This window comes from Pseudomonas sp. App30 (genome assembly GCF_047947025.1).
In the GTDB taxonomy this organism is placed as follows: domain Bacteria; phylum Pseudomonadota; class Gammaproteobacteria; order Pseudomonadales; family Pseudomonadaceae; genus Aquipseudomonas.
This window is the reverse complement of the sequence record NZ_CP133165.1, coordinates 4,635,167-4,657,064: the sequence shown is the minus strand read 5'-3', so window position 1 is coordinate 4,657,064 and position 21,898 is coordinate 4,635,167. Positions and strand designations below refer to the sequence as shown.

16 protein-coding genes are annotated in these 21,898 nt (G+C 65.1%); 7 read left to right on the top strand and 9 right to left on the bottom strand.

The genetic code is table 11. From position 1 onward, the window contains the following. Positions 1 to 78 precede the first annotated feature (78 nt). A complete protein-coding gene (locus tag RAM80_RS21645) occupies positions 79 to 1,662 on the bottom strand; it encodes a peptide chain release factor 3 (RefSeq protein ID WP_416422466.1) in 1,584 nt (527 codons plus the stop codon). Positions 1,663 to 1,760: 98 nt separating this feature from the next. Further along, complete coding sequence (locus tag RAM80_RS21640; RefSeq protein WP_416422465.1) at positions 1,761 to 2,504, bottom strand: phosphatase PAP2 family protein; 744 nt, start codon at positions 2,502 to 2,504, stop codon at positions 1,761 to 1,763. A gap of 467 nt (positions 2,505 to 2,971) precedes the next feature. Between RAM80_RS21640 and RAM80_RS21635 the strand changes: the two genes are divergently transcribed. The 4 genes from RAM80_RS21635 to RAM80_RS21620 are packed head-to-tail and all read left to right on the top strand — an operon-like array spanning position 2,972 to position 6,400. Further along, positions 2,972 to 3,658, top strand: coding sequence for an ABC transporter permease (locus tag RAM80_RS21635; protein WP_416427535.1), 687 nt, complete (start codon positions 2,972 to 2,974; stop codon positions 3,656 to 3,658). 14 nt (positions 3,659 to 3,672) lie between these two features. After that, positions 3,673 to 4,587, top strand: a complete 915-nt coding sequence (locus RAM80_RS21630; protein WP_416422464.1) for a glycine betaine ABC transporter substrate-binding protein — start codon at positions 3,673 to 3,675, stop codon at positions 4,585 to 4,587. Beyond that, entirely contained in the window at positions 4,584 to 5,237 is a 654-nt protein-coding gene (locus RAM80_RS21625; RefSeq protein WP_416422463.1) for an ABC transporter permease, read from the top strand. The genes RAM80_RS21630 and RAM80_RS21625 overlap by 4 nt, the downstream gene beginning before the upstream one ends. Continuing rightward, positions 5,234 to 6,400 (top strand): betaine/proline/choline family ABC transporter ATP-binding protein, encoded by a 1,167-nt coding sequence (locus tag RAM80_RS21620; protein WP_416422462.1) that lies wholly within the window; start codon positions 5,234 to 5,236, stop codon positions 6,398 to 6,400. The genes RAM80_RS21625 and RAM80_RS21620 overlap by 4 nt, the downstream gene beginning before the upstream one ends. Before the next feature lie 104 nt (positions 6,401 to 6,504). Here RAM80_RS21620 and RAM80_RS21615 read toward each other — a convergent pair whose 3' ends face one another. From RAM80_RS21615 to RAM80_RS21605, 3 genes are all read right to left on the bottom strand, one after another. Beyond that, complete coding sequence (locus RAM80_RS21615) at positions 6,505 to 8,925, bottom strand: TonB-dependent siderophore receptor (RefSeq protein WP_416422461.1); 2,421 nt, start codon at positions 8,923 to 8,925, stop codon at positions 6,505 to 6,507. Between the two features lie 62 nt (positions 8,926 to 8,987). Further along, positions 8,988 to 10,184: a sigma-70 family RNA polymerase sigma factor gene (locus RAM80_RS21610; RefSeq protein WP_416422460.1), complete on the bottom strand. Its 1,197-nt coding sequence runs from the start codon at positions 10,182 to 10,184 to the stop codon at positions 8,988 to 8,990. A gap of 150 nt (positions 10,185 to 10,334) precedes the next feature. After that, the gene (locus RAM80_RS21605; RefSeq protein WP_416422459.1) at positions 10,335 to 10,907 is read right to left on the bottom strand and encodes a hypothetical protein; all 573 of its coding nucleotides are present in this window, start codon (positions 10,905 to 10,907) and stop codon (positions 10,335 to 10,337) included. 479 nt (positions 10,908 to 11,386) lie between these two features. Here RAM80_RS21605 and RAM80_RS21600 point away from each other — a divergent pair, with 479 nt between their 5' ends. Next, positions 11,387 to 12,550 (top strand): type III PLP-dependent enzyme, encoded by a 1,164-nt coding sequence (locus RAM80_RS21600; RefSeq protein ID WP_158152702.1) that lies wholly within the window; start codon positions 11,387 to 11,389, stop codon positions 12,548 to 12,550. 158 nt (positions 12,551 to 12,708) lie between these two features. Here the strand turns inward: RAM80_RS21600 and RAM80_RS21595 are convergent, their stop codons facing one another. Together RAM80_RS21595 and RAM80_RS21590 are read right to left on the bottom strand one after the other, a co-directional pair. Continuing rightward, positions 12,709 to 13,455 carry a tetratricopeptide repeat protein gene (locus RAM80_RS21595; RefSeq protein WP_416422458.1) on the bottom strand — a complete coding sequence of 249 codons (747 nt, stop codon included), beginning with the start codon at positions 13,453 to 13,455 and terminating at the stop codon, positions 12,709 to 12,711. A 1-nt stretch (position 13,456) separates the two neighbouring features. Further along, positions 13,457 to 14,137 carry a Fe2+-dependent dioxygenase gene (locus RAM80_RS21590; protein WP_416422457.1) on the bottom strand — a complete coding sequence of 227 codons (681 nt, stop codon included), beginning with the start codon at positions 14,135 to 14,137 and terminating at the stop codon, positions 13,457 to 13,459. A gap of 208 nt (positions 14,138 to 14,345) precedes the next feature. Between RAM80_RS21590 and RAM80_RS21585 the strand changes: the two genes are divergently transcribed. Next, a complete protein-coding gene (locus RAM80_RS21585; RefSeq protein WP_416422456.1) occupies positions 14,346 to 16,652 on the top strand; it encodes a TonB-dependent receptor in 2,307 nt (768 codons plus the stop codon). A 116-nt stretch (positions 16,653 to 16,768) separates the two neighbouring features. Then, entirely contained in the window at positions 16,769 to 19,141 is a 2,373-nt protein-coding gene (locus tag RAM80_RS21580) for a PepSY domain-containing protein (RefSeq protein ID WP_416422455.1), read from the top strand. A gap of 102 nt (positions 19,142 to 19,243) precedes the next feature. Here RAM80_RS21580 and RAM80_RS21575 read toward each other — a convergent pair whose 3' ends face one another. Further along, positions 19,244 to 20,797, bottom strand: a complete 1,554-nt coding sequence (locus tag RAM80_RS21575; RefSeq protein ID WP_416422454.1) for an alkaline phosphatase D family protein — start codon at positions 20,795 to 20,797, stop codon at positions 19,244 to 19,246. Positions 20,798 to 20,978: 181 nt separating this feature from the next. Beyond that, positions 20,979 to 21,254, bottom strand: a complete 276-nt coding sequence (locus tag RAM80_RS21570; protein ID WP_416422453.1) for a hypothetical protein — start codon at positions 21,252 to 21,254, stop codon at positions 20,979 to 20,981. Positions 21,255 to 21,898: the final 644 nt, after the last annotated feature.

Genomic DNA, 21,898 nt, shown 5'->3' with positions numbered 1-21,898 from the left:
ATCGCGCGCAAGCGCGGCTCCTACCGGAATCATTGCGGGGTGTAAAAAAAGGGCAGCCCGTGGGCTGCCCTTTTTCGCTTAGTGGTGCTCGCGCGTCGCGCGGAATTTCACGTCAGGCCAGCGCTCTTCCATCAGCGCCAGGTTCACCCGGGTAGGCGCCAGGTAGGTCATGTGACCACCGCCGTCCACCGCCAGGTTTTCCACGGCCTTGTTCTTGAATTCCTCGAATTTCTTCTTGTCGGCGCAATCAACCCAACGGGCCGACCACACGGTGATCGGCTCGTAGGAGCACTCCACCTTGTATTCTTCCTTCAGGCGGCTGGCCACCACGTCGAACTGCAGCACGCCCACGGCGCCGAGGATGATGTCGTTGCTGCGCTCGGGGAAGAACACCTGGGTGGCGCCCTCTTCGGCCAGCTGCTGCAGGCCCTGGCGCAGTTGCTTGGATTTCAGCGGGTCACGCAGGCGTACGCGGCGGAACAGCTCCGGGGCGAAGTGCGGGATACCGGTGAAGCCCAGGGCTTCGCCTTCGCTGAAGGTGTCGCCGATCTGGATGGTGCCGTGGTTGTGCAGGCCGATGATGTCGCCGGCGAACGCCTCTTCCAGCTGCTCACGCTCGGACGAGAAGAACGTCAGGGCGTCGCCGATGCGCAGGTCCTTGCCGGTGCGCACGTGGCGCATCTTCATGCCTTTCTCGTACTTGCCCGAGCAGATGCGCATGAACGCGATGCGGTCGCGGTGCTTGGGGTCCATGTTCGCCTGGATCTTGAACACGAAGCCGGTGAACTTCTCTTCCACCGGTTCCACGGTACGCTCGTGGGCCACCCGGGCCAGCGGGCGCGGCGCCCAGTCGACAACGGCGTCGAGCACGTGGTCGACACCAAAGTTGCCCAGGGCGGTGCCGAAGAACACCGGGGTCATCTGGCCGTTCATGAACTCGTCCTGGTTGAAGGTGTGGCATGCGCCCTGCACCAGCTCCAGTTGGTCGACAAAACGGTCGTACTCGTCACCCAGGTGCGCGCGCGCCTCATCGGAGTCCAGCTTCTCGATGATCTTGGTCTCGGTGCGCTCGTGGCCGTGGCCGGGGGTGTAGACGATGATGTAGTCGCCGGCCAGGTGGTACACGCCCTTGAAGTCGCGGTAGCAACCGATCGGCCAGGTGATAGGCGCTGCCTTGATCTTCAGCACCGCCTCGATTTCGTCGAGCAGCTCGATCGGGTCGCGAATGTCACGGTCCAGCTTGTTGATGAAGCTGACGATAGGCGTGTCGCGCAGGCGGCACACGTCCATCAGGGCGATGGTCCGCGGCTCTACGCCCTTACCGCCGTCGAGCACCATCAGCGCCGAGTCCACCGCGGTCAGGGTGCGGTAGGTGTCTTCGGAGAAGTCTTCGTGACCGGGGGTATCGAGCAGGTTGACCATGTGGTCGCGATACGGGAACTGCATCACCGAGGTGGTGATGGAGATGCCGCGCTGCTTCTCCATCTCCATCCAGTCGGACGTGGCGTGACGGTCGGACTTGCGCGACTTCACGGTACCGGCCACGGCAATGGCCTTGCCCATCAGCAAGAGTTTCTCGGTGATGGTGGTTTTACCGGCGTCCGGGTGGGAAATGATGGCGAAAGTGCGGCGTTTCGCGACTTCGGCGGCCTGTTGGGTCATGGGAAATCGCCTGCGAGGTGATTCAAAAAAGGGCGCCGATTATAGCTGAACCCGGGCCGAGCTGGAACCATGCGTCCAACTCGCCCGTCGCCAGGGCCTCAAGCCGTGGCGGGTGCGGCCTGGGGCAGCGTGTCGGTGGCGGCCTGCGGGCGGTACAGCATCACGTAGTAGGTGCCCAGGCAGATCAGCCAGCAGAAGATCGCCGCCCAGATGTTGTGCGACAGGAAGTGCGCGCCCTGGATCATGCGACCGATGGAGAACACCGTGCCCAGGCCAAAGGCGAACACCAGGCCGGCGCGGGCCATACGCGGGCGGCGGTCACGCAGCACGAAGAACAGCGAGAACAGGGTGAAACCGGTGGCCGCGTGGCCACCCGGCCAGCAGCGGCCCGGGCTGGAAGTGGCGGGGCGGTGCTCGAACAGTTTGCTGTAGGCCTGGGTGCCGCCGAACTCGGTCACGCTCCAGGGACACTGCACGCCGGTCAGCGCTTTCAGCGGCGCGGTGTAGCTGGTGGACAGCGACATGGCCACCACCAGGCACGCCAGTTCACGGCGGATCGGCAGCAGGCCCTTGACCAGGAAGCTGGCCAGGTAACCCAGGGCGCCCAGCACGCCAATGGCGATCACCACGCGCTTGGCCTGGTCATGCAGCACGTTTTCCAGCCAGTAGCTGTGCCGGCCGGCGAACGCCTGCTGCACCGGGTCGTAGAACCACTGTTCGATCACCATGTCGATGTCGGTCAGTTCCAGCAGGCACAGGGCGATGGCGATGACGGCAGGAATGCCGAGGCCGATCCAGAGGTTCAACGGGCGTGACGTGGGTCGCGGCAAGGTAGGTAGCATTTTATGGGGTAGTCCACGAGCGGAAGAAGCGGCACCCGGAGCGTCGGGCGCCCAGGGTTCAAATGACGCAGGCGTGCGGCCCCATGGGCCGCGCGGCGTGGACTATACGCTTTTGACTGGTCAAAATTTCGTCAAAAACAGGCAGGCGATTGTAGTCGTGTTTTCCACGCCTGCCACACCGCTGGGTCAATTAAGGGTGGCCAAATGCTGCCGCAGATGGGAACCTTTTAATAAGCGGAGACGTCCACTCCCCTGATTCGACCATTCGTCAGGGTGTTGCAAGAACGGCAAGTCAGCCTGACGAGGCTGCGCTTATGGCGCGCATCGACGCTGTTTCACAGCCGTCCGCGCGCTGCTTCTCGCGAACCCACCGTTGACCGCCAGGCATGGCTGTCGCCACCGACGGTGAGTGCGCCGACTGAAAAAATAGGAGTCCGCCTGTGGCTATTCGCTATGGCAAGGGGCTGATGGGGTGTGCGGCTGCCGTCGTCATCCTGGCCCTGCTGGTCCACTGGATCGGCATCAGTACCATCGAGCAGTACCAAGAAGATTTACTGTTTTACCTGCAAGCGCATCTGATCCTGGTAGTGGCCTCCATGGCCGCCGCACTGCTAGTGGGCATCCCCGCCGGCATTGCGCTCAGCCGACCGAACATGGTTGGCCGCGCCGAACGCTTCATGCAAATCTTCAACATCGGTAACACCGTCCCTCCCCTGGCCGTACTGGCCATCGCCCTGGGCATACTTGGCATCGGCAGCGGTCCGGCCATCTTCGCCCTGTTCCTCGCTTCCCTGTTGCCCATTGTGCGCAACACGTACGAAGGCCTGAAAAACGTTCAGGGCTCGCTCAAGGAAGCCGCCGTCGGCATCGGCATGACCCCGCGCCAAGTGCTGTTCCAGGTCGAACTGCCCAACGCCGTGCCCATCATTGTCGGTGGCGTGCGCGTGGCCCTGGCGATCAACGTCGGCACCGCGCCGCTGTCGTTCCTGATTGGCGCCAACAGCCTGGGCAGCCTGATCTTCCCCGGCATCGCCTTAAACAATCAGCCGCAACTGTTGCTGGGCGCCGCCTGCACGGCGTTGCTGGCATTGCTGCTGGACGGCCTGGTGTCGATGGCCAGCCGCCTGTGGCTGGAACGCGGCCTGACTCGCTGAGCGAAGGAAATCACATGAAAGTACCAAGCATGCTGCTGGGCCTGGCCCTGCTGTGCGCGGGCGCTGCCCACGCTGCGGAAAAACCGCTGGTGCGCCTCGGCGCCCGGGTGTTCACCGAACAGTCGGTGCTGGCCGCCATCACCGCGCAATACCTCGATTCGAAAGGCTACAACGTGCAGGTCACCAGTGGCCTGGGCAGCAACCTGGCGCGCAGCGCCCAGGAGACCAACCAGCTGGACATGGTGTGGGAATACACCGGCGTGTCGCTGGTGTCCTACAACCACGTGACCGAGAAACTCGACAGCGCCGCCACCTACCAGCGGGTCAAGGAACTCGACGCCAAGAAAGGTCTGGTGTGGCTGACCCCGTCGAAGTTCAGCAATACCTACGCCCTGGCCCTGCCGGAAAACATCGCCAAGGCCTACCCCCAGGTCAACACCATCAGCCAGCTGAACCAGGTGCTGCGCGATGAACCGAAAAAAGGCCACGTGCTGGCCCTGGACACCGAGTTCGCCAACCGCTCCGACGGCCTGGTGGGCCTGACCCAGACCTATGACCTGCAGTTCACCCGCCGCGATATTCGCCAGATGGACGCCGGCCTGGTCTACACCGCGCTGCGCAACGGCCAGGTGTTCACGGGGCTGGTGTACACCACCGACGGCCGCCTGAACGCCTTCCACCTCAAGCTGCTGGAAGACGACAAACACTACTTCCCCGACTACACCGCCGCCCCCGTAGTGCGCCGGGACTTCCTCGACGCCCACCCGGACCTGGCCGCCGACCTGAAACCGCTGGCCGAGCTGCTGGACGACGAGACCATGCGCCAGCTCAACGCCAAGGTCGACGTGCAGCACCTGAGCCCGACCGCCGTGGCGGCCGAGTTCCTGCGTGACCACCCCGTGCCCGCCGCCGCGAAGGAGCAGCCATGAGTTTCCTCGATACCTTTTCCCACCTGGACTGGGCGCAGGTGCTGCACCTGACCGGCCAGCACATCGCCCTGGTGGGCGTGGCGGTGAGCCTGGCGATTCTGGTGGGCGTGCCCCTGGGCATCGTCATGACCCGCTTCCCCGCCGCCGCCGGGGTGATGCAGGCCAGCGCCACGGTGCTGCTGACCATCCCCTCCATCGCGCTGTTCGGCCTGCTGCTGCCCTTCTATTCGAAGTTCGGCCAGGGCCTGGGGCCGCTGCCGGCCATCACCGCGGTGTTCCTCTACTCGCTGCTGCCCATCATGCGCAACACCTACCTGGCGCTGACCGGCGTGGAGCCGGGCATCCGTGAGGCCGCGCGCGGCATCGGCATGACCTTCGGCCAGCGCCTGCGCATGGTCGAGCTGCCCATCGCGGTGCCGGTGATCCTGGCCGGCGTGCGCACCGCCGTGGTCATGAACATCGGCGTCATGACCATCGCCGCCACCATCGGTGCCGGCGGCCTGGGTGTACTTATCCTCACTTCCATCAGCCGCAGCGACATGTCGATGTTGATCGTCGGCGCCGTGCTGGTGAGCGTCCTGGCGATCATCGCCGACCTCTTCCTGCAATGGCTGCAACGCGCCCTGACTCCCAAAGGATTACTCAAATGATCGAACTCCAGAACCTGACCAAGACCTTCACCAGCAACGGCAAGGAAGTAAAGGCCGTGGACGCCGTGAGCCTGACCGTCAACGAAGGCGAGATTTGCGTGTTCCTGGGCCCGTCGGGCTGCGGCAAGAGCACCACGCTGAAAATGATCAACCGCCTGATCACGCCCACCTCGGGCAAGGTGCTGATCAACGGCGAGGACACCACCGGCCTTGACGAGGTGACCCTGCGCCGCAACATCGGCTACGTGATCCAGCAGATCGGCCTGTTCCCGAACATGACCATCGAGGAAAACATCACCGTGGTGCCGCGCCTGCTGGGCTGGGACAAGCAGAAATGCCACGAGCGCGCCCGCGAGCTGATGAGCATGATCAAGCTGGAGCCCAAGCAGTACCTGCACCGCTACCCGCGCGAACTGTCGGGCGGCCAGCAGCAGCGCATCGGCGTGATCCGCGCGCTGGCGGCGGATGCGCCGTTGCTGTTGATGGACGAGCCGTTCGGCGCGGTCGACCCAATCAACCGCGAGATGATCCAGAACGAGTTCTTCGAGATGCAGCGGGCGCTGAACAAGACCGTGATCATGGTCAGCCACGACATCGACGAGGCCATCAAGCTGGGCGACAAGATCGCCATCTTCCGCGCCGGCAAACTGCTGCAGATCGACCACCCGGACACCCTGCTGGCGCACCCGGTGGACGACTTCGTCAGCAACTTCGTGGGCCAGGACAGCACCCTCAAGCGCCTGCTGCTGGTGAAGGCCGAGGACGCCGCCGACAACGCGCCGTCGGTCAGCCCGCAGACGCCGGTGGCCGATGCCCTGGAGCTGATGGACGAGCACGACCGCCGCTACGTGGTCATGACCGACGCCCAGAATAAAGCCATGGGCTACGTGCGCCGCCGCGACCTGCACCGCCAGCAGGGCACCTGCCAGGATTACCTGCGCCCGTTCAACGCCACCGCCGCCTACGACGAGCACCTGCGCATCCTGCTGTCGCGCATGTACGAGTTCAACCGCGCGTGGCTGCCGGTGCTCAATGCCGAAAACGTATTCCTGGGTGAGGTGACCCAGGAATCCATCGCGGCGTACCTGAGCTCGGGCCGCTCGCGGGGGATGAAGACCAACATCGTGTCGCCGGCGGAGTTGGTGGAGCAAACCCCAGCCTGATTGGCAGGTAAATGTGCGGTGGCCTCATCGCGACCAAGGTCGGCTCCTACCACGGTTGGCGTAGGAGCCGGCCTTGGCCGCGATGAAGGCGACACCGACGCCAATCAGAACCCGACACTGGCCTGCACATAGAACGTGCGCGGCTCACCCAGGTAGATGCCCGAATTGTTGTCGCTGGAACGGGTGAAGTACTGGCGGTCGAACAGGTTGCGCACCCCGGCGCCCAGCTTCAGGTTCGACAGCTGCTGGCCGAAGTCATATCCCCCGCGCACCTGCCAGGTCACGTAGCCGGGCATATCCCCATACTGGCCATCGGCACTGGGCTGGGTGATGTAGTTGCCGTTGAAGCTGCCGTCGGCGTTCATGCCGGTGCCCGGCGCGCGCTGCTTCGATTGGGCGAAGGCGTCGAGGTTCCAGGTCCAGCGGTTCACTTCATAGCGCAACCCGGCGGTCGCCACCTGGCGTGAGTAGAACGGCAGGTCGCGGCCCTTGAAGCCCGGGATATCGCCCTGATAAGTGGCGCGGGTGTAGGTGAACCCGGCGTTGGCGCTCAGGCCGTCCAGGCGTGGGTCCAGCGCGGCCAGGTCGTAGTGCACCGAGGCCTCTATGCCCTGGTGCTGGGTGGCGCCCAGGTTGGTCCAGCCGATGTCGTTGCTGATGTACTGCAACTCGTGGTCGAAGTCGATGTAGAACGCCGTCAGCTCGCCACCCCAGGTGCCGTCGTCATAGCGCGTGCCAATCTCGTAGGTCTTGGCCTTCTCGGCCTCCAGGCCGCTGGCGGTCTGGTTGCCGATGCCGCCCTGGGCCAGCTGGAAGTATTGCAGGCTGCCGAACGAGGTCTCGTAGTTGGCGAACAGCTTCCAGGCATCCGACAGGTGATACATCACGCTCAGCGCCGGCAACGGTTCGTTGCTCTCGACGCTGCGGTCCTTCGCCTGCACGCGCACGCCGTTGGTGCCGAGCACCGGGCGCTCGTGCCAGTCGGTGCTGATGTGCTCGAAGCGCACGCCGGGGGTGATGGTCCAGTTGCCGACGTCGATCTTGTCGTCGATGTAGAACGCGGTGGCCTCGGTGCCGCCGGTGCGGTCCTGGGAAATATGGCCGTCGGAAGTCGGGGTGACCGTGGGCGTGTTGTCGATCAGCGCCAGGCGGCTGCTCTGTTCGTGCATGGCCTCCTTCAGGTAGCGCACGCCAATGCTGGCCTCCTGGCTGACGCTGTCGCCGATGAACAGGTGCGACAGCCGCGGCTCCACGGCGAAGGTGTGGTAGCTGCGCGGGTAGGACGACAGGGTTTTCTGGTCGCGGGCGGCGATGGTGCTGCCGCGGAAGCTGTCGGTGTAGTAGGTCAGCACTTCCAGCTGGGTGGCGTCGTCGATCTGGTGCAGCCACTTCAGCGAGACGTCCTTGCGGCGGCCGGTGAAGTTGTCGTAGTCGCGGTCGGACTGGTACGGGTTGTGGTCGTACTGGGCCTGGGTGAGGCCGCCGGGCATGTCGGCACGGGCGTCGTAGTAGTGGAAGTTCAGCGACAGCTCGTCGCTGTCGGTCAGCGCCCAGTGGGTCTTGAACAGCACGTCGTCGATGTCGTTGCCGTTGTTGCTGCTGCGGTAGCCGTTGCCGTTCACCCCGGTGTACAGCAGGGCGGCGCCCAGGCCGTTGTCGGCGGTGCCGCCGAGGAAGGTCGACTCGGTGTGCTTCCAGCCGCCGTGGGCCGAGGTTTCCAGGGTGGTGCTGACGTCACCGCTGAAGTCCTTGGGGATGGCGCGGGTGACGAAGTTGATCACCCCGCCGACGTTCTGCGGCCCGTAGCGCACGGAACCGGCGCCGCGCACCACGTCGATGCTGTCGAGGTTGCCGGCGGAAATCGGCGCCATGGACAGCTGCGGCTGGCCGTAGGGGGCGAACGCCGCAGGCACGCCATCGATCATCACCGTGGAGCGCGGCGACAGCCGTGAGGTCAGGCCGCGCACGCCGACGTTGAGGGAAATGTCGCTGCCACCGGTGCCGTTGGAGTCCTGCACCTGCACGCCGGGGATGCCGCGCAGCACGTCGCGCACGTTCATCGCGCCCTGCTCCACCATGGCTTCGCGGCGCACCACGGTGCGCGCGCCGGGGTGGTTCTGCACCACGGTCTTGTCGGCGTCGCCCAGCCAGTCGCCCACCACTTTCACGTCGGTGGGCGCCAGCTCGACGCTGCCTGTGGCGGCGGTCGGCTGGGCGGCGTGCAGCACCGCGCTGCCCTGGTTGATCTCATAGGTCAGGCCGCTGCCCGCCAGCAGCGCCTTCAGGGCCTGCTCGGGCGCCAGGTTGCCGGCGACGGCCGGGGCCTGCTTGCCAGCCACAAGGTCGGGGCTGAAGAACAGTTGCAGCGCGGTCTGCCGCCCCAGCTGGTTCAGCGCCGCGGCCAGGGGCTGGGCCTGGATCTGCACGCTGACCGGCGCCTGGTCGGCAAACGCCAGGGGGGCGACACTGCCGAAGGTAATGGCCAGCAGGGCCAGGGTTAACGCATTGAGCTTGTTGTTGTTCACGTCGTGGCTTGTCCTGAAGTTACAGTTGGCCAGGAAGACGAACAAGGGCAAAAAAACCTGAATCAGCGCGCGATAATTTCTGCCGAACCGTCGGCCAGGGTGCGCACGCTCACCGGCAGGATGCTCGGCAAGGCGCGCAGCAGGGCGTCGGTGTCATCGGCCTTGAACACGCTGCTCAGGCGCAGGTGGGCGGCCTTGCCGCTGACGTGCAGCGGTTGCTGGCGGTAGCGGGACACTTCGCGCACCACCTCGCTCAGCGGCGCGGCGCTGAACACCAGCTTGCCGCTGCGCCAGGCAGTGAGGTCGGCAGTGTTCACCGGGACGGCCGGGCTCACCTGGCCGTCCTCGCCAATGCGCGAACCCAGGCCTGCAGTCAGCACCACCGGCGCGGCATGGCCCTGCACGCGCACGGTGCCGGACTCCACCGCCACCTGCATCTGGTCGGGGTCGCGGCGCACGTCGAAGCGCGTGCCAGTGACCGTCACCGTGCCGGCGCCAGCGCTCACCACGAACGGCCGCGACGGGTCATGGGCGACGCTGAACATGGCCTCGCCTTCCTGCAGCGTGACCTGCCGCTGGCCGTCGACGAAGCTCACCGACAAGCGCGTGCGGCTGTTGAGCTCCAGGTGCGAGCCGTCCGGCAGGTCGAACTGCCGCCGCTCGCCCAGCACCGTGGCGAACTGGCCCTGGTAGGCCGGGTCATGACGCAGCTGGGTGAACCAGCCCAGCCATACCGCCGCCGCGACAATACTGGCCGCCACCACGTAGCGAATGGCCTGGTGCCCGCGCAGGTGCTTGAGCGCGCGCATCATGTAGCGCTCCACCATGTTGCGGCTCAGGCCCATGCGCTCGGCGATCTCGGCCTGGCTCAGGCCCTCCAGCTTCTGCCAGACGAACACCTTGCGGCAGTTGGGCGGCAGCTCGTCCAGCGCCTTTTCCACAGCGTCGGCCAGCTGCACCGCCTGCACGAAGGCTTCGGGGTCGGCGCCGGCGGCCGCGTCGGGCGCCAGCGCCAGGCTCTCCAGCGCGGCGCGCCGGTCTTCGCGGCGGTATCCATCCACGGCGATGTTGCGCGCGGCCTGATGCAGGTAGGCACGTGGCTGCTGCACCTCCGCGGCCGGGGTTTCCAGCACGCGCACAAAGGCGTCGTGGGTCAGGTCCTCGGCGCGCGCACGGTCGCGCAGGCGGCGCGTCCAGGCGCCCAGCAGCTCCTGATAATGCTCGAGAAAACCGGGGTGGCCGCGCAGCTTGGAGGTCATGGTCGGCAGCTACTGAGGGGAGAGAGGGCGCGAATGGTAATGGTTACCATTAATGTATTGCAACTGTTACAGAGTGCCGTCTGCTGAGTGACAGGCGACCCGCCGAAGTGGCAGGGACGCCACTTCGACGGGGCATTGACCTACCCGTGATCAATGGTCGTCATTGTGCTCCTTGCCCAGTTGCTGGATGTGCAAGGTGAGCTCCATGGCGGGGCCTGACTCGTCATTGACGTAGCAGTACCAGCTGCGGTGGGCGTCGTAGCGTTTGTAGGGCTTGAGCGTGCGGCCGTGGCGGGTTTCGATACGGACGTTGTCCAGCCGGCCATTTTTCAGCACCTCCAGGATAGGTTGTGGCTGGCCGTCGGCGAATATATAAGGTTGCCACAGCATCTCGGGCGTGGGCTTCAACGGAGACAGGGCGATGTAGCCGCCGCTGCTGAAGCCGAAACGCTGGCCGATGCTGTTGAAGCGTCGCCCTTGGCCGTAGGTGTAGGAACGGATGTCATAGCCGGCGTAGCCCTTTTCGTCGTAGAAGCAGTCGAACTGGAACAAGTGGCGCTCACCTTCGGCGTAATTGGTCACGGTCAGCCATTCAACTGACTTGCGCCGCTCCTGCCCTGGCCCGTCCAGCAGAATTTCCGCGCAGTCCCAATGCCCTTCGAAATGTGGCGTCTGGCACTTGACCTCGGCCACGAACGATTTTTCTCGATTGATCCAACCCATGTCGATAGTTCCCTGTGCTTGCGCACGCAGTGTTTTGGCGTCAGGCGGCTTGCCCGGCGTTGCTGTGGAGCGGGGGCCAGTGTGGGTATCCTGGCGGGCGATAGTCAGCGTGAAACGTCTCCCGCCGGCCAAACACCGGGAACATCAGGCTGTCATGTGGGTCGGTTACTAAAGAGGTGAAAAGGACGCCACGACGAACGCGTGTAAAAACGCGACATTTTTAGTTGATCTTGAGCCCCTCACGTCCTAAAGTTCGCGCCGACCGTCCATGCTGGAAACGATCCATCCGGCTCAAGTACTGACGACGAGACAGCAAGGCCATGAGGAAGCATGCTTCCAGTGGCCTTTTTGCTTTCGGCGACATGCCTTGGGAAGTAGGCGAACCAAAGTGGGGATACGGAGGGCGGTCAAGAGAGGTGTGCACCGGGTGCCACCTTCACCCATGAAATTTTCAACGTTTGCCAGCAGGAGTCCCCAGCATGTCGATCCAGGTCGAAGACTATTTCGCGCGCGAAACCTTCCAGAAAATGAAGGCGTTCGCCGACAAGCAAGAAACCCCTTTCGTACTCATCGACACCCAGATGATCAGCCAGGCCTACGACGACCTGCGCGCCGGCTTCGAATTCGCCAAGGTGTACTACGCGGTCAAGGCCAACCCTGCGGTCGAAATCATCGACCTGCTGCGTGACAAGGGTTCGAGCTTCGACATCGCCTCCATCTACGAGCTGGACAAGGTCATGGGCCAGGGCGTTGGTCCTGAGCGCATCAGCTACGGCAACACCATCAAGAAGTCCAAGGACATCCGCTACTTCTACGAGAAGGGCGTGCGCCTGTTCGCCACCGACTCCGAAGCCGACCTGCGCAACATTGCCAAGGCCGCCCCGGGTTCGAAAGTCTACGTGCGTATCCTCACCGAAGGCTCGACCACTGCCGACTGGCCCCTGTCGCGCAAGTTCGGCTGCCAGACCGACATGGCCATGGACCTGCTGATCCTGGCCCGAGACCTGGGCCTGGTGCCTTACGGCATCTCCTTCCACGTGGGTTCGCAACAGCGCGACATCAGCGTGTGGGACGCCGCCATCGCCAAGGTGAAGGTGATCTTCGAGCGCCTGAAGGAAGAAGACGGTATCCACCTGAAGCTGATCAACATGGGTGGCGGCTTCCCGGCCAACTACATCACCCGTACCAACAGCCTGGAAACCTACGCTGAAGAAATCATCCGCTTCCTGAAGGAAGACTTCGGCGACGACCTGCCGGAAATCATCCTGGAGCCAGGCCGTTCGCTGATCGCCAACGCCGGTATCCTGGTGAGCGAAGTGGTACTGGTTGCCCGCAAGTCGCGTACCGCCGTCGAGCGTTGGGTATACACCGACGTGGGCAAATTCAGCGGCCTGATCGAAACCATGGACGAAGCCATCAAGTTCCCGATCTGGACCGAGAAGAAAGGCGAAGTGGAAGAAGTGGTCATCGCCGGCCCGACCTGCGACAGCGCCGACATCATGTACGAGAACTACAAGTACGGCCTGCCACTGAACCTGGCCATCGGTGACCGCCTGTACTGGCTGTCCACCGGCGCCTACACCACCAGCTACAGCGCCGTGGAGTTCAACGGCTTCCCGCCGCTGAAGTCGTTCTACATCTAAGCGTTTGCGGCAATGAAGAAGCCCGGGCCATGTGCCCGGGCTTTTTTGTGAGCATCAGGCCACCACCCGTTCGTAGCCGCTGCCGCAGGCTGCGCTGGCCCTTGCGTGCACCGGAGATTTTCAGGGTACACGCCGGCCAGCGCAGCCTGCGGCAGCGGCTACAGGGTGGCGGCCTTGGCGGCGTAGTGCGCCGCCATCGCCCGCACGCGCGCGTCATTGGCCTGCAGCAACGCCGGCCCGCTCACCCGCAGGAAGTTCAGGTTGCCGCCCTCCAGCGCCTGCTGCAGCCAGTGCAGCGCCTCGTCCACCCTGCCCGCCTCGGCCAGCACCGCCGCGTGGCTGAACTGCCCGCGAAAATCCCCGGCCTCGGCCGAGCGCCGGTACCAGTCATGGGCCTGGGCCACGTCGGCCGCGCAGGCCATGCCGTTTTCCAGGTAGCGCCCCAGCAGGTTCATCGACTTGGCGTGGCCCATCAGCGCCGCGCGGCGGTAGCACACCAGCGCCAGCTCATGATCCAGCGCTACCCCACGGCCGGTGCCCAGCAGGTTGGCGTAGTTGTACAGCGCCCAGTCCAGCCCAGCGGCGGCCGCTTCGCGGTAATGCAGCGCCGCCTGCCCGGCATCCGCCGCACCGCCCCAGCCATGCTCGCAGCAGCGCCCGAGCATGTTGCGCGCCATCAGGTGGCCGCCGTTGGCGGCAATCTCGAACCAGGTGCGCGCCAGCGCCGGGTCGCGTTCGATGCCCTGGCCGTCGAGCAGGATCTGCCCCAGCAGCGCCTGGGCATCGACGATGCCGGCGCGGGCCGCGGTCAGGATGGCCTGGGCGGCGCGCGCCGGGTTGGCATCGAGCATGGCGCTCAGGCGCTCGGCGTCGAGGATCTCTTCGCGGCGCAGCTCGAAGCCCATGTCAGACGTCCACCCAGCGGCGCAGCAGGTTGTGGTAGGTGCCGGTCAGGCGCACCAGCGACGGGTGGTCGGGCACGTCGCGGGTCAGGCTCTGGATGGCGCCGTCCATCTCGAACAGCAGCGCGCGCTGGCTGTCCTCGCGCACCAGGCTCTGGGTCCAGAAGAATGAGGCGAAACGGGTGCCGCGGGTGACGGCGTTGACCTTGTGCAGGCTGGTGCCGGGGTACAGCACCAGGTCGCCGGCCGGCAGCTTGACCCGCTGGGTGCCGTAGGTGTCCTGGATTTCAAGCTCGCCGCCGTCGTACTCGTCGGGGTCGCTGAAGAACAGCGTTGAGGACAGGTCGGTGCGCACCCGCTCCGGGTTGCCGCGGGCTTGGCGCACGGCGTTGTCGATGTGGAAATCGAAATTGCCACCGGCCGTGTAACAGTTCAGCAACGGTGGGAACACCTTGTGCGGTAACGCCGCTGACATGAACAGCGGGTTCTGCCACAGGCGCTCCAGCATCGCCGCGCCGATTTCCACCGCCAGCGGGTGCCCCTCGGGCAGCTGCAGATTGTGCTTGGCCTTGGCCGACTGGTGCCCGGCGGTGATCTTGCCGTCTGCCCAGTCCGCCTGTTCCAGGGCCTGGCGAATGCGCGCTACCTCCTCAGGGGAGAATATTCCGGGGATGTGCAGCAGCATGGCAAAGGCACCTGAAAACGTGAGGGCGCTAATGGTATTGATTCTTATTGACTGTGTACAACTGTCTGACGTACGAAATTGTAAAAACCGTAAGCAAAATGTGTAAAGAATGTAAATTCAGTGCGGATAGCACCGTGTCGCAATTGATACCTAATTTCATTTACCCTACATTCCGCCGCCTCGAACACCTTGGGGAAGGCCAAAAACAATGTCACGCCAACACGTTTATGTTCCTGTCAGCTCGCCACGCCTGCTAGTTTCCGCCATCGGCATGGCGCTGGGCGCCGCTTCGGTCGCGCAGTTCGCACAAGCCGCCGAAGACACCGACGCCAAGCAGACCGGCGCCATTTCGCTGGGCGCCACCAGCATCACCGGCGAGGCGCAAGAGCCTTCCTACCAGACCACCAAGTCGGCTTCGAGCAAATACACCGCACCACTGACCGACACCCCACGCTCGGTCACCGTGATCCCGCAGCAGGTGATCAAGGACACTGCCGCCACCTCGCTGCAGGACGCCCTGCGCACCGTGCCCGGCATCACCTTCGGCGCCGGCGAAGGCGGCAACCCCCAAGGCGACCGCCCGTTCATCCGCGGCTTCGACGCCCAGGGCGACACCTACCTGGACGGCGTACGTGACACCGGCGCGCAGACCCGCGAGATCTTCGACATCGAGTCGGTGGAAGTCAGCAAGGGGCCGAACTCGGCGTTCGGCGGCCGCGGCTCGGCCGGTGGCAGCATCAACCTGGTGAGCAAGCTGCCCCAGGACCGTGACTTCCTTGACGGCGGCTTCACCTACGGCTCCGACCAGACCCGCCGCTACACCCTGGACGTGAACCGCAAGTTCCTCGACACCGCGGCCTTCCGCCTGAACCTGATGAGCCACGAGCAGAACGTGGCCGGCCGCGACGCGGTGAACTACGACCGTTGGGGCGTGGCACCGTCGGTGACCTTCGGCCTGGGCACCGAGAACCGCCTGAACCTCAGCTACTACCACGTGGAAAGCAACGACCTGCCGGACTCGGGCATTCCGTACGGCTACAGCTCCTCCACCGCCACCGCCCACGTGCACGACAAGCCCACCGACGGCGGCGACAGCAACAACTTCTATGGCCTGAAGGACCGCGACTTCCGCAAGACCCGCGCCGACATCAGCACCATCGCCTTCGAACATGACTTCAGCGACACCATGACGCTGAAGAACACCCTGCGCCACGGCAACACCGGCCAGGACTACATCCTGACCCAGCCAGACGACAGCCAGAAGAACGTCAACAAATACGGCACCGTGTGGCGCCGCGCCAACGCCCGGGTCAGCACCACCGAGACCACCACCAACCAGACCGACCTGTTTGGCGAGTTCAACGTGCTGGGGTTCAAGAACAGCTACTCCACCGGTGTCGAGTTCACCCGTGAAGAAAGCAAGGTCAGCGGCTACGCCTTCAGCAACCCGGCCAACACCAACCCGACCGCTGCCTCGCCAGGTGGCGTGGGTTGCCAGCCAGGCGAAACCTACGGCGGCACCTGCACCTCGCTGAGCAACCCGAACCCCGATGACGCCTACACCGGTACCATCACCCGCAGCCACGCCAGCGATGTCGACACCGTGGCCAACACCCGCGCCATCTATGCCTTCGACACCATCGAGTTGGACCCGCAATGGCTGCTGAACCTGGGCGCGCGCTACGACAGCTTCCGTACCACCGCGGACGCCGCCGCCACCGGCAAGACCACCAACAATTCCAACTTCTGGAACTGGCAGGCTGGCCTGGTGTTCAAGCCGACCGACAACGGCAGCATCTACGCCTCGTTCGCCACCTCGGCCACCCCGCCGGGCGCCATGCTCAACGAAGGCATCGACGGCAACCCGCTGACCGCCAACGGCAGTGTGCTGCAGAGCGACCTGGAGCCCGAAACCACCAAGAACTACGAGATCGGCACCAAGTGGGATGTGTTCCAGGACCGCGTGTCGCTGACCGCTGACATCTTCCGCACCGAGAAGGAAAACACCCGGGTACTGACCGCCACCAACACCTACGAAAACGCCGGCAAGACCCGCGTCGACGGCTTCGAGCTGTCGGCCACCGGCAAGATCACCGAAAAATGGCAGGTGTTCGCCGGCTACAGCTACCTGGACAGCGAGATCCTCAGCGGTGGCTTGTCGGGCCGTAACGGCGCGGTCACCGGTGGCGCCGCCACCGATGGCAAGGAACTGCCGAACACGCCGAAACACAGCGCCAGCCTGTGGACCACTTACCAGGTGGCGCCGAAGCTGACCATCGGTGGCGGTGCCTTCTACGTGGGCGAAGTGTGGGGTGACACGGCCAACACCGTGTACGTACCGTCCTACACCCGCTACGACGCCATGGCTGCGTACAAGCTGAGCAAGAACGTCGACTTCCAGCTCAACGTGCAGAACCTGACCGACAAGGTCTACTACGACAAGGCCTACGCCGCGCACTTCGCCAACCAGGCAGCCGGCCGCACCGTGTTGTTCAGCACCAACTTCCACTTCTGATAACCCGGAAGTGCCCGCAAGCCCCGCTCACTGGTTGAGCGGGGCTTTTGCGTGTTTGAGACGTGTTCGCAACTGATGCGGCATACTGCACGCCTGATCTGGCAAGGTGAATTAAGGTGTTGAAGAAAACACTGTTTCAAGTGCACTGGTTTTTCGGCATCACGGCAGGCCTGATCCTGGCCCTGATGGGCGTGACCGGCGCGATGGTGTCCTTCCAGGACGAAATAATGCAGGCCCTGAACCCCACCACCCTCAAGGTGCAGGTGCAGGACAGCGGCGTGCTGCCGCCTGCGGTGCTGGTGCCCAAGCTATCAGCGGCCCAGGGTAAATCGATCGCCGCGCTGTGGGTGGAGACCGACACCGGCCTGGCCTCGCGGGTGTTCTTCAGCCCGCCGCCGGGCGAGCGTCGCGGCGAGCTGCGCTACTTCAACGCCTACACCGGCGAGCTGCTGGGCAAGGTCACCGGCGAAGGCTTCTTCGGCTTCACCCTGCAACTGCACCGGTTCCTGGCCATGGGCGAGGTGGGCAAGAACATCACCGGGGCGTGCACGCTGATTCTGGTGTTTTTCTGCCTGTCCGGGCTGTACCTGCGCTGGCCGCGCCAGGCGTTGAACTGGCGCGCCTGGCTGACCCTGGACTGGGCCAAGAAAGGCCGCGCGTTCAATTGGGACCTGCACGCGGTGGCCGGCACCTGGGTGCTGTTCTTCTACCTGCTGCTGTCTGTTACCGGGCTGTTCTGGTCCTATGACTGGGTGCGCGAGGGCCTGACCGCCATGCTGGGCGATGCCCCCAAGGGCCAGCAACGCGGTGGCCGCATGCAGCGCCCCACCCCACCCAGCGGCCCGGTGGACATCAACTACGACGCGGTGTGGGACAGCATTCGCAACGAAGCCGGCCCGGGCCTCAGCGCGTACAACCTGCGCCTGGCGCCACAGGGCCAGCCGGTGACGGTGTTCTACCTGCTGAAGGATGCGCCCCATGAGCGGGCGTTCAACAGCATGACCATCGAGCCCATGACCGGCAAGGTACGCCGCCACGAGCGCTTCGCCGACAAGGCCTTGGGTGGCCAGTTGCTGGACAGCGTCTACGCGCTGCACGTGGGCAGTTACTTCGGCCTGGCCGGGCGCATTTTGAATACCCTGGCCGCGCTGACCATGCCGCTGTTCTTCGTCACCGGCTGGCTGCTGTACCTGGACCGCCGCCGCAAGCAACGCCAGGTGCGCGCTGCACGCCAGGGCCTGGAGGCCGGCACCGGGCAAGGCGACGCCTGGCTGATCGGCTACGCCAGCCAGAGCGGTTTCGCCGAACAACTGGCCTGGCAGAGCGCCGGCCAGCTGCAGGCGGCCGGCATTGCCGTGCGCGTGGAACCGCTGGCCCGCCTGGGCGAGCAGGACCTGCGCCAGGCCAGCAACGCGCTGTTCGTGGTCAGCACGTTCGGCGACGGCGAGGCGCCGGACAGCGCCCGTGGTTTCGAGCGCAAGGTGCTCGGCCAGGGCGGGTCGCTGGCGCAATTGAACTACGCCCTGCTGGCCCTGGGTGACCGCCAGTACCCGCACTTCTGCGGCTTCGGCCAGCGCCTGCACCAATGGCTGGACGCGAGCGGCGCACGCCACGCGTTCGCTCCGGTGGAGGTGGACAGCGGTGATGCGCAGGCGCTGCAGCACTGGCAGGAGCAACTGGGCCAGCTCACCGGCGCCCAGCCGATCATGGCCTGGCAGGCGCCGCTGTATGAAGAGTGGACCCTGAGCGAGCGCCGGCTGCTCAACCCGGGCAGCCAGGGCGCACCGGTATACCTGCTGGGCCTGACGCCGCCGGCGCCGCACAGCTGGGAAGCCGGCGACCTGGTGGAAGTGATGCCGCGCCTGAGCACCGACGTGCCGCTGCAGACCCAGGCGCGGGAATACTCCATTGCCTCGCTGCCCGCCGACGGCCGCCTGGAACTGATTGTGCGCCAGGAGCGCCACCCCGACGGCAGCCTGGGTTTGGGCTCCGGCTGGCTCACCGAGCATGCGCCAGTGGGCGCGGCCATCAGCCTGCACCTGCGCCGCAACGCGGGCTTCCATGCCCCGCGCGACGCCGCGCCGGTCATCCTCATCGGCAACGGCACTGGCCTGGCGGGGCTGCGCAGCCTGCTCAAGGCGCGGGTGGCCAAGGGCCGTACACGCAACTGGTTGATCTTCGGCGAGCGCAACGCGGCGCATGACTTCCTCTGCCAGGGCGAGCTGCAAGGCTGGCTGGCCAGCGGCGAGCTGCAGCGCCTGGACCTGGCGTTCTCCCGCGACCAGGCCAGGAAAATCTACGTGCAGGACCGCCTGCGCGAGCAGGCCCGCGAGGTGCGCGAGTGGGTGGCCGACGGCGCGCTGATCTACGTGTGCGGCAGCCTGCAGGGCATGGCCGGCGGTGTCGACGAGGCGCTGCGCGAGGTGCTGGGCGAGGCGACGGTAGAGTCACTGAGCGAGCAGGGGCGTTATCGGCGGGACGTGTATTGATTCTGCCGTAGCAACTGACTTCTGTGGGAGCTGGCTTGCCAGCGAGCTTTTCGGGCCTCAACAACTCGCTGGCAAGCCAGCTCCCACAGATGCGTTTGAGATTTATGCAGGCTGCAACTTCTGCGCAAATACCGCCACGCCATCCAGGTCGCGCAAGGTCACCGTCAACTCCCCGCTCTGCCCTTCAATGCCCACCTCGCCAAAGAACTGGAAGCCGGCAAGCGGCGAGCTGTTCTGCGCCGGCGGCGCCTTCTGGAACACCACCTCGGGGCCGAAGGTCTTGTCCAGCGCATTGGGCCCGAACGCCCCGGCGTTCAGCGGCCCGGCAACGAACTCCCAGAACGGTTCGAAATCCTGGAACGCCGCGCGGTCGGGGTGGTAGTGGTGGGCTGCGCAGTAGTGCACGTCCGCCGTCAGCCACACATGGTTGCGCACTTTATTGTCGCGCAGGAACGCCAGCAGCTCGGCCATTTCCAGCTCGCGCCCCTTCGGCGCGCCCGGGTCGTTGTTGGCGATGGCTTCCCAGCGTCCCACGCCTGGGCTCACCTCGCCGTCCGGCACGCCCAGCCCGATGGGCATGTCGGCCGCCACCACTTTCCACTGGGCGGTGGAGGCCTTCAACTGCTGCTTCAACCAGTCCAGCTGCGCGCGGCCCATGAAGGCGCTGTCGGCGCTCATCTGCTCCTGCAGGTTGGCGCTGTTGCCGCCGCGGTAGCTGCGCATGTCCAGCACGAACACGTCCAGCAGCGGCCCGTAGCTGAGCTTGCGGTAGATGCGCCCGCCGTTGTCGGCCTGCTGGCGGCGCATGGGTGAATACTCCAGCCACGCCTGGCGCGCGCGGCTCACCAGCACATTGATGTCGCGGGTCTGGTAGCGCTCGTCCAGTTGCTTGCTGGGCGACCAGTTGTTGATCACCTCGTGGTCGTCCCACTGCCAGATCTGCGGCACCTCGGCGTTGAAGCGGCGCAGGTTTTCATCCAGCAGGTTGTAGCGGTAGTTGCCGCGGTATTCGTCCAGGGTCTCGGCCACCTTGCTCTTGGCCTCGGTGGTGATGTTGCGCCAGATGCGCCCGCCTTCCACCGTGAGCTGCGCCGGCACCGGGCTGTCGGCATAGATGGTGTCGCCGCTGTGGATGAAGAAGTCCGGCAGGCGCAGGCGCATGGCCTCGTAGATGCGCATGCCGCCGATGTCCGGGTTGATGCCGAAGCCCTGCCCTACCGTGTCACCGCTCCACACGAAGCGGATGTCGCGGCGCTGGCTGGGCGCGCTGCGCAGGTGGCCGAACCAGGGCTCGCTGGCGACGCCGGTCTGGGCGTCCTCGAAGGTGACGCGGTAGAAAATCGCCTGGTCCACCGGCAGCCCGCTCAGCTCTACCCGCGCGGTAAAGTCGGTGCGCGCGTCGGCCAGCGCCGAGACGAAGCGGCGCGGGTTGCTGAACACGCTGCGCGTGTCCCACTCCACCACCATGCGCGCCGGCCGGTCGGTGCGGCTCCACACCATGGCCTTGTCGCCCAGCAGGTCACCGGACTGCACGCCGTCGGTGAGCTGCGGGCGGTCCTTCACCGAAGCGATCACGGCGGGCGCCAGCCCTGGCAACAGCAGGCCGGCGCCAGCCACTTGCAGCAGACGGCGGCGGGGGAAGGTGAAATCGGTCATGGCGCGCGGCTCCCTGTTCGCGGAAAAGGGCTCAGTAGAGCGCATGCGCGTGAAGGGGGTGTGACAACCCTGCGGGCACGACCTGACCGTGCCTGGGGAGCAAGGCGTTTCCCATCAATGTGTTTGCAGAAGGTGAAGCCAGCTGGTTCGAGCGGGAAATGCAGGGCAGTGCGGCGTGTGATTAAAGCGCTGCTTGCCCACGCTGCAGGCGTTGGCCGTAGACGTTCAGGGCGTCGCAGCCGTTTTCCAGCAGCAGCGCGCAGCCGGTGGCGAAGTGGCTCAGGTCATCGTCGTCCAGGGATCGGTAGCCCATGCACGACAGGCTCTTGAGCATGTCACGCACGGCGCGCACGCGGGCATCGGCGAACTGGAACAGGTCGGCCATGGGCGCATCGGCGTCGATGAACAGGACGGGGTTGGAGGTGCAGTTGCTGTCGCAGGGTAAAAAGTCAGACATGGGACATTCCGTTGAAAAAGTGGGCCACGCCCGAAATGGGTGGTGGCTGTGCGCGGGTTGACAGACCGAAGTATCTACCACCCTACGGCGCGCCCATATGGGCGCCCCGCGCACAGCTACCGCTACGTGCATGGAAATAGTAGATAGGGATTCGAGCTGTCAAACCCGGCCATCCGTGTGGATGACGGAGGGCAATATCCCCCTGTTTGGAGGCACCTACAACCCCCAGAAAGCAACTTGGGAAACGTCCTACAGCCCGGGTTCCATGGGGTCTGACAGGCTGTCGATGTAGCCCCACCCAGATCTGCTGCCGAACAAACAAGGCAGGCAACGCCTATCCATCAGGCCATGGTGCGTTGCAACAAATGTGGGAGCAAAGCTTGCTCGCGACAGGCCGCGCGGGCGGCCGGTGGTGGCCGTGATTGAATCGCAAGCCGAACACCCTCAGCCCCATCACAACCCCGTAGCAGCTGCCGTAGGCTGCGTCCGCGGTTTGCAGGGAACCCGATCATTGCGCGGGGCCCTCGGACGCGGCCTCGCGGCCGCTGCTACGGGATTGTGTTCAACAGCCCTAAACGAAAAAACCCGCCAAAAGGCGGGTTTTTTCTAGGCGTTAAACGCACTAGGTGAAGCAAAGGGCTCAA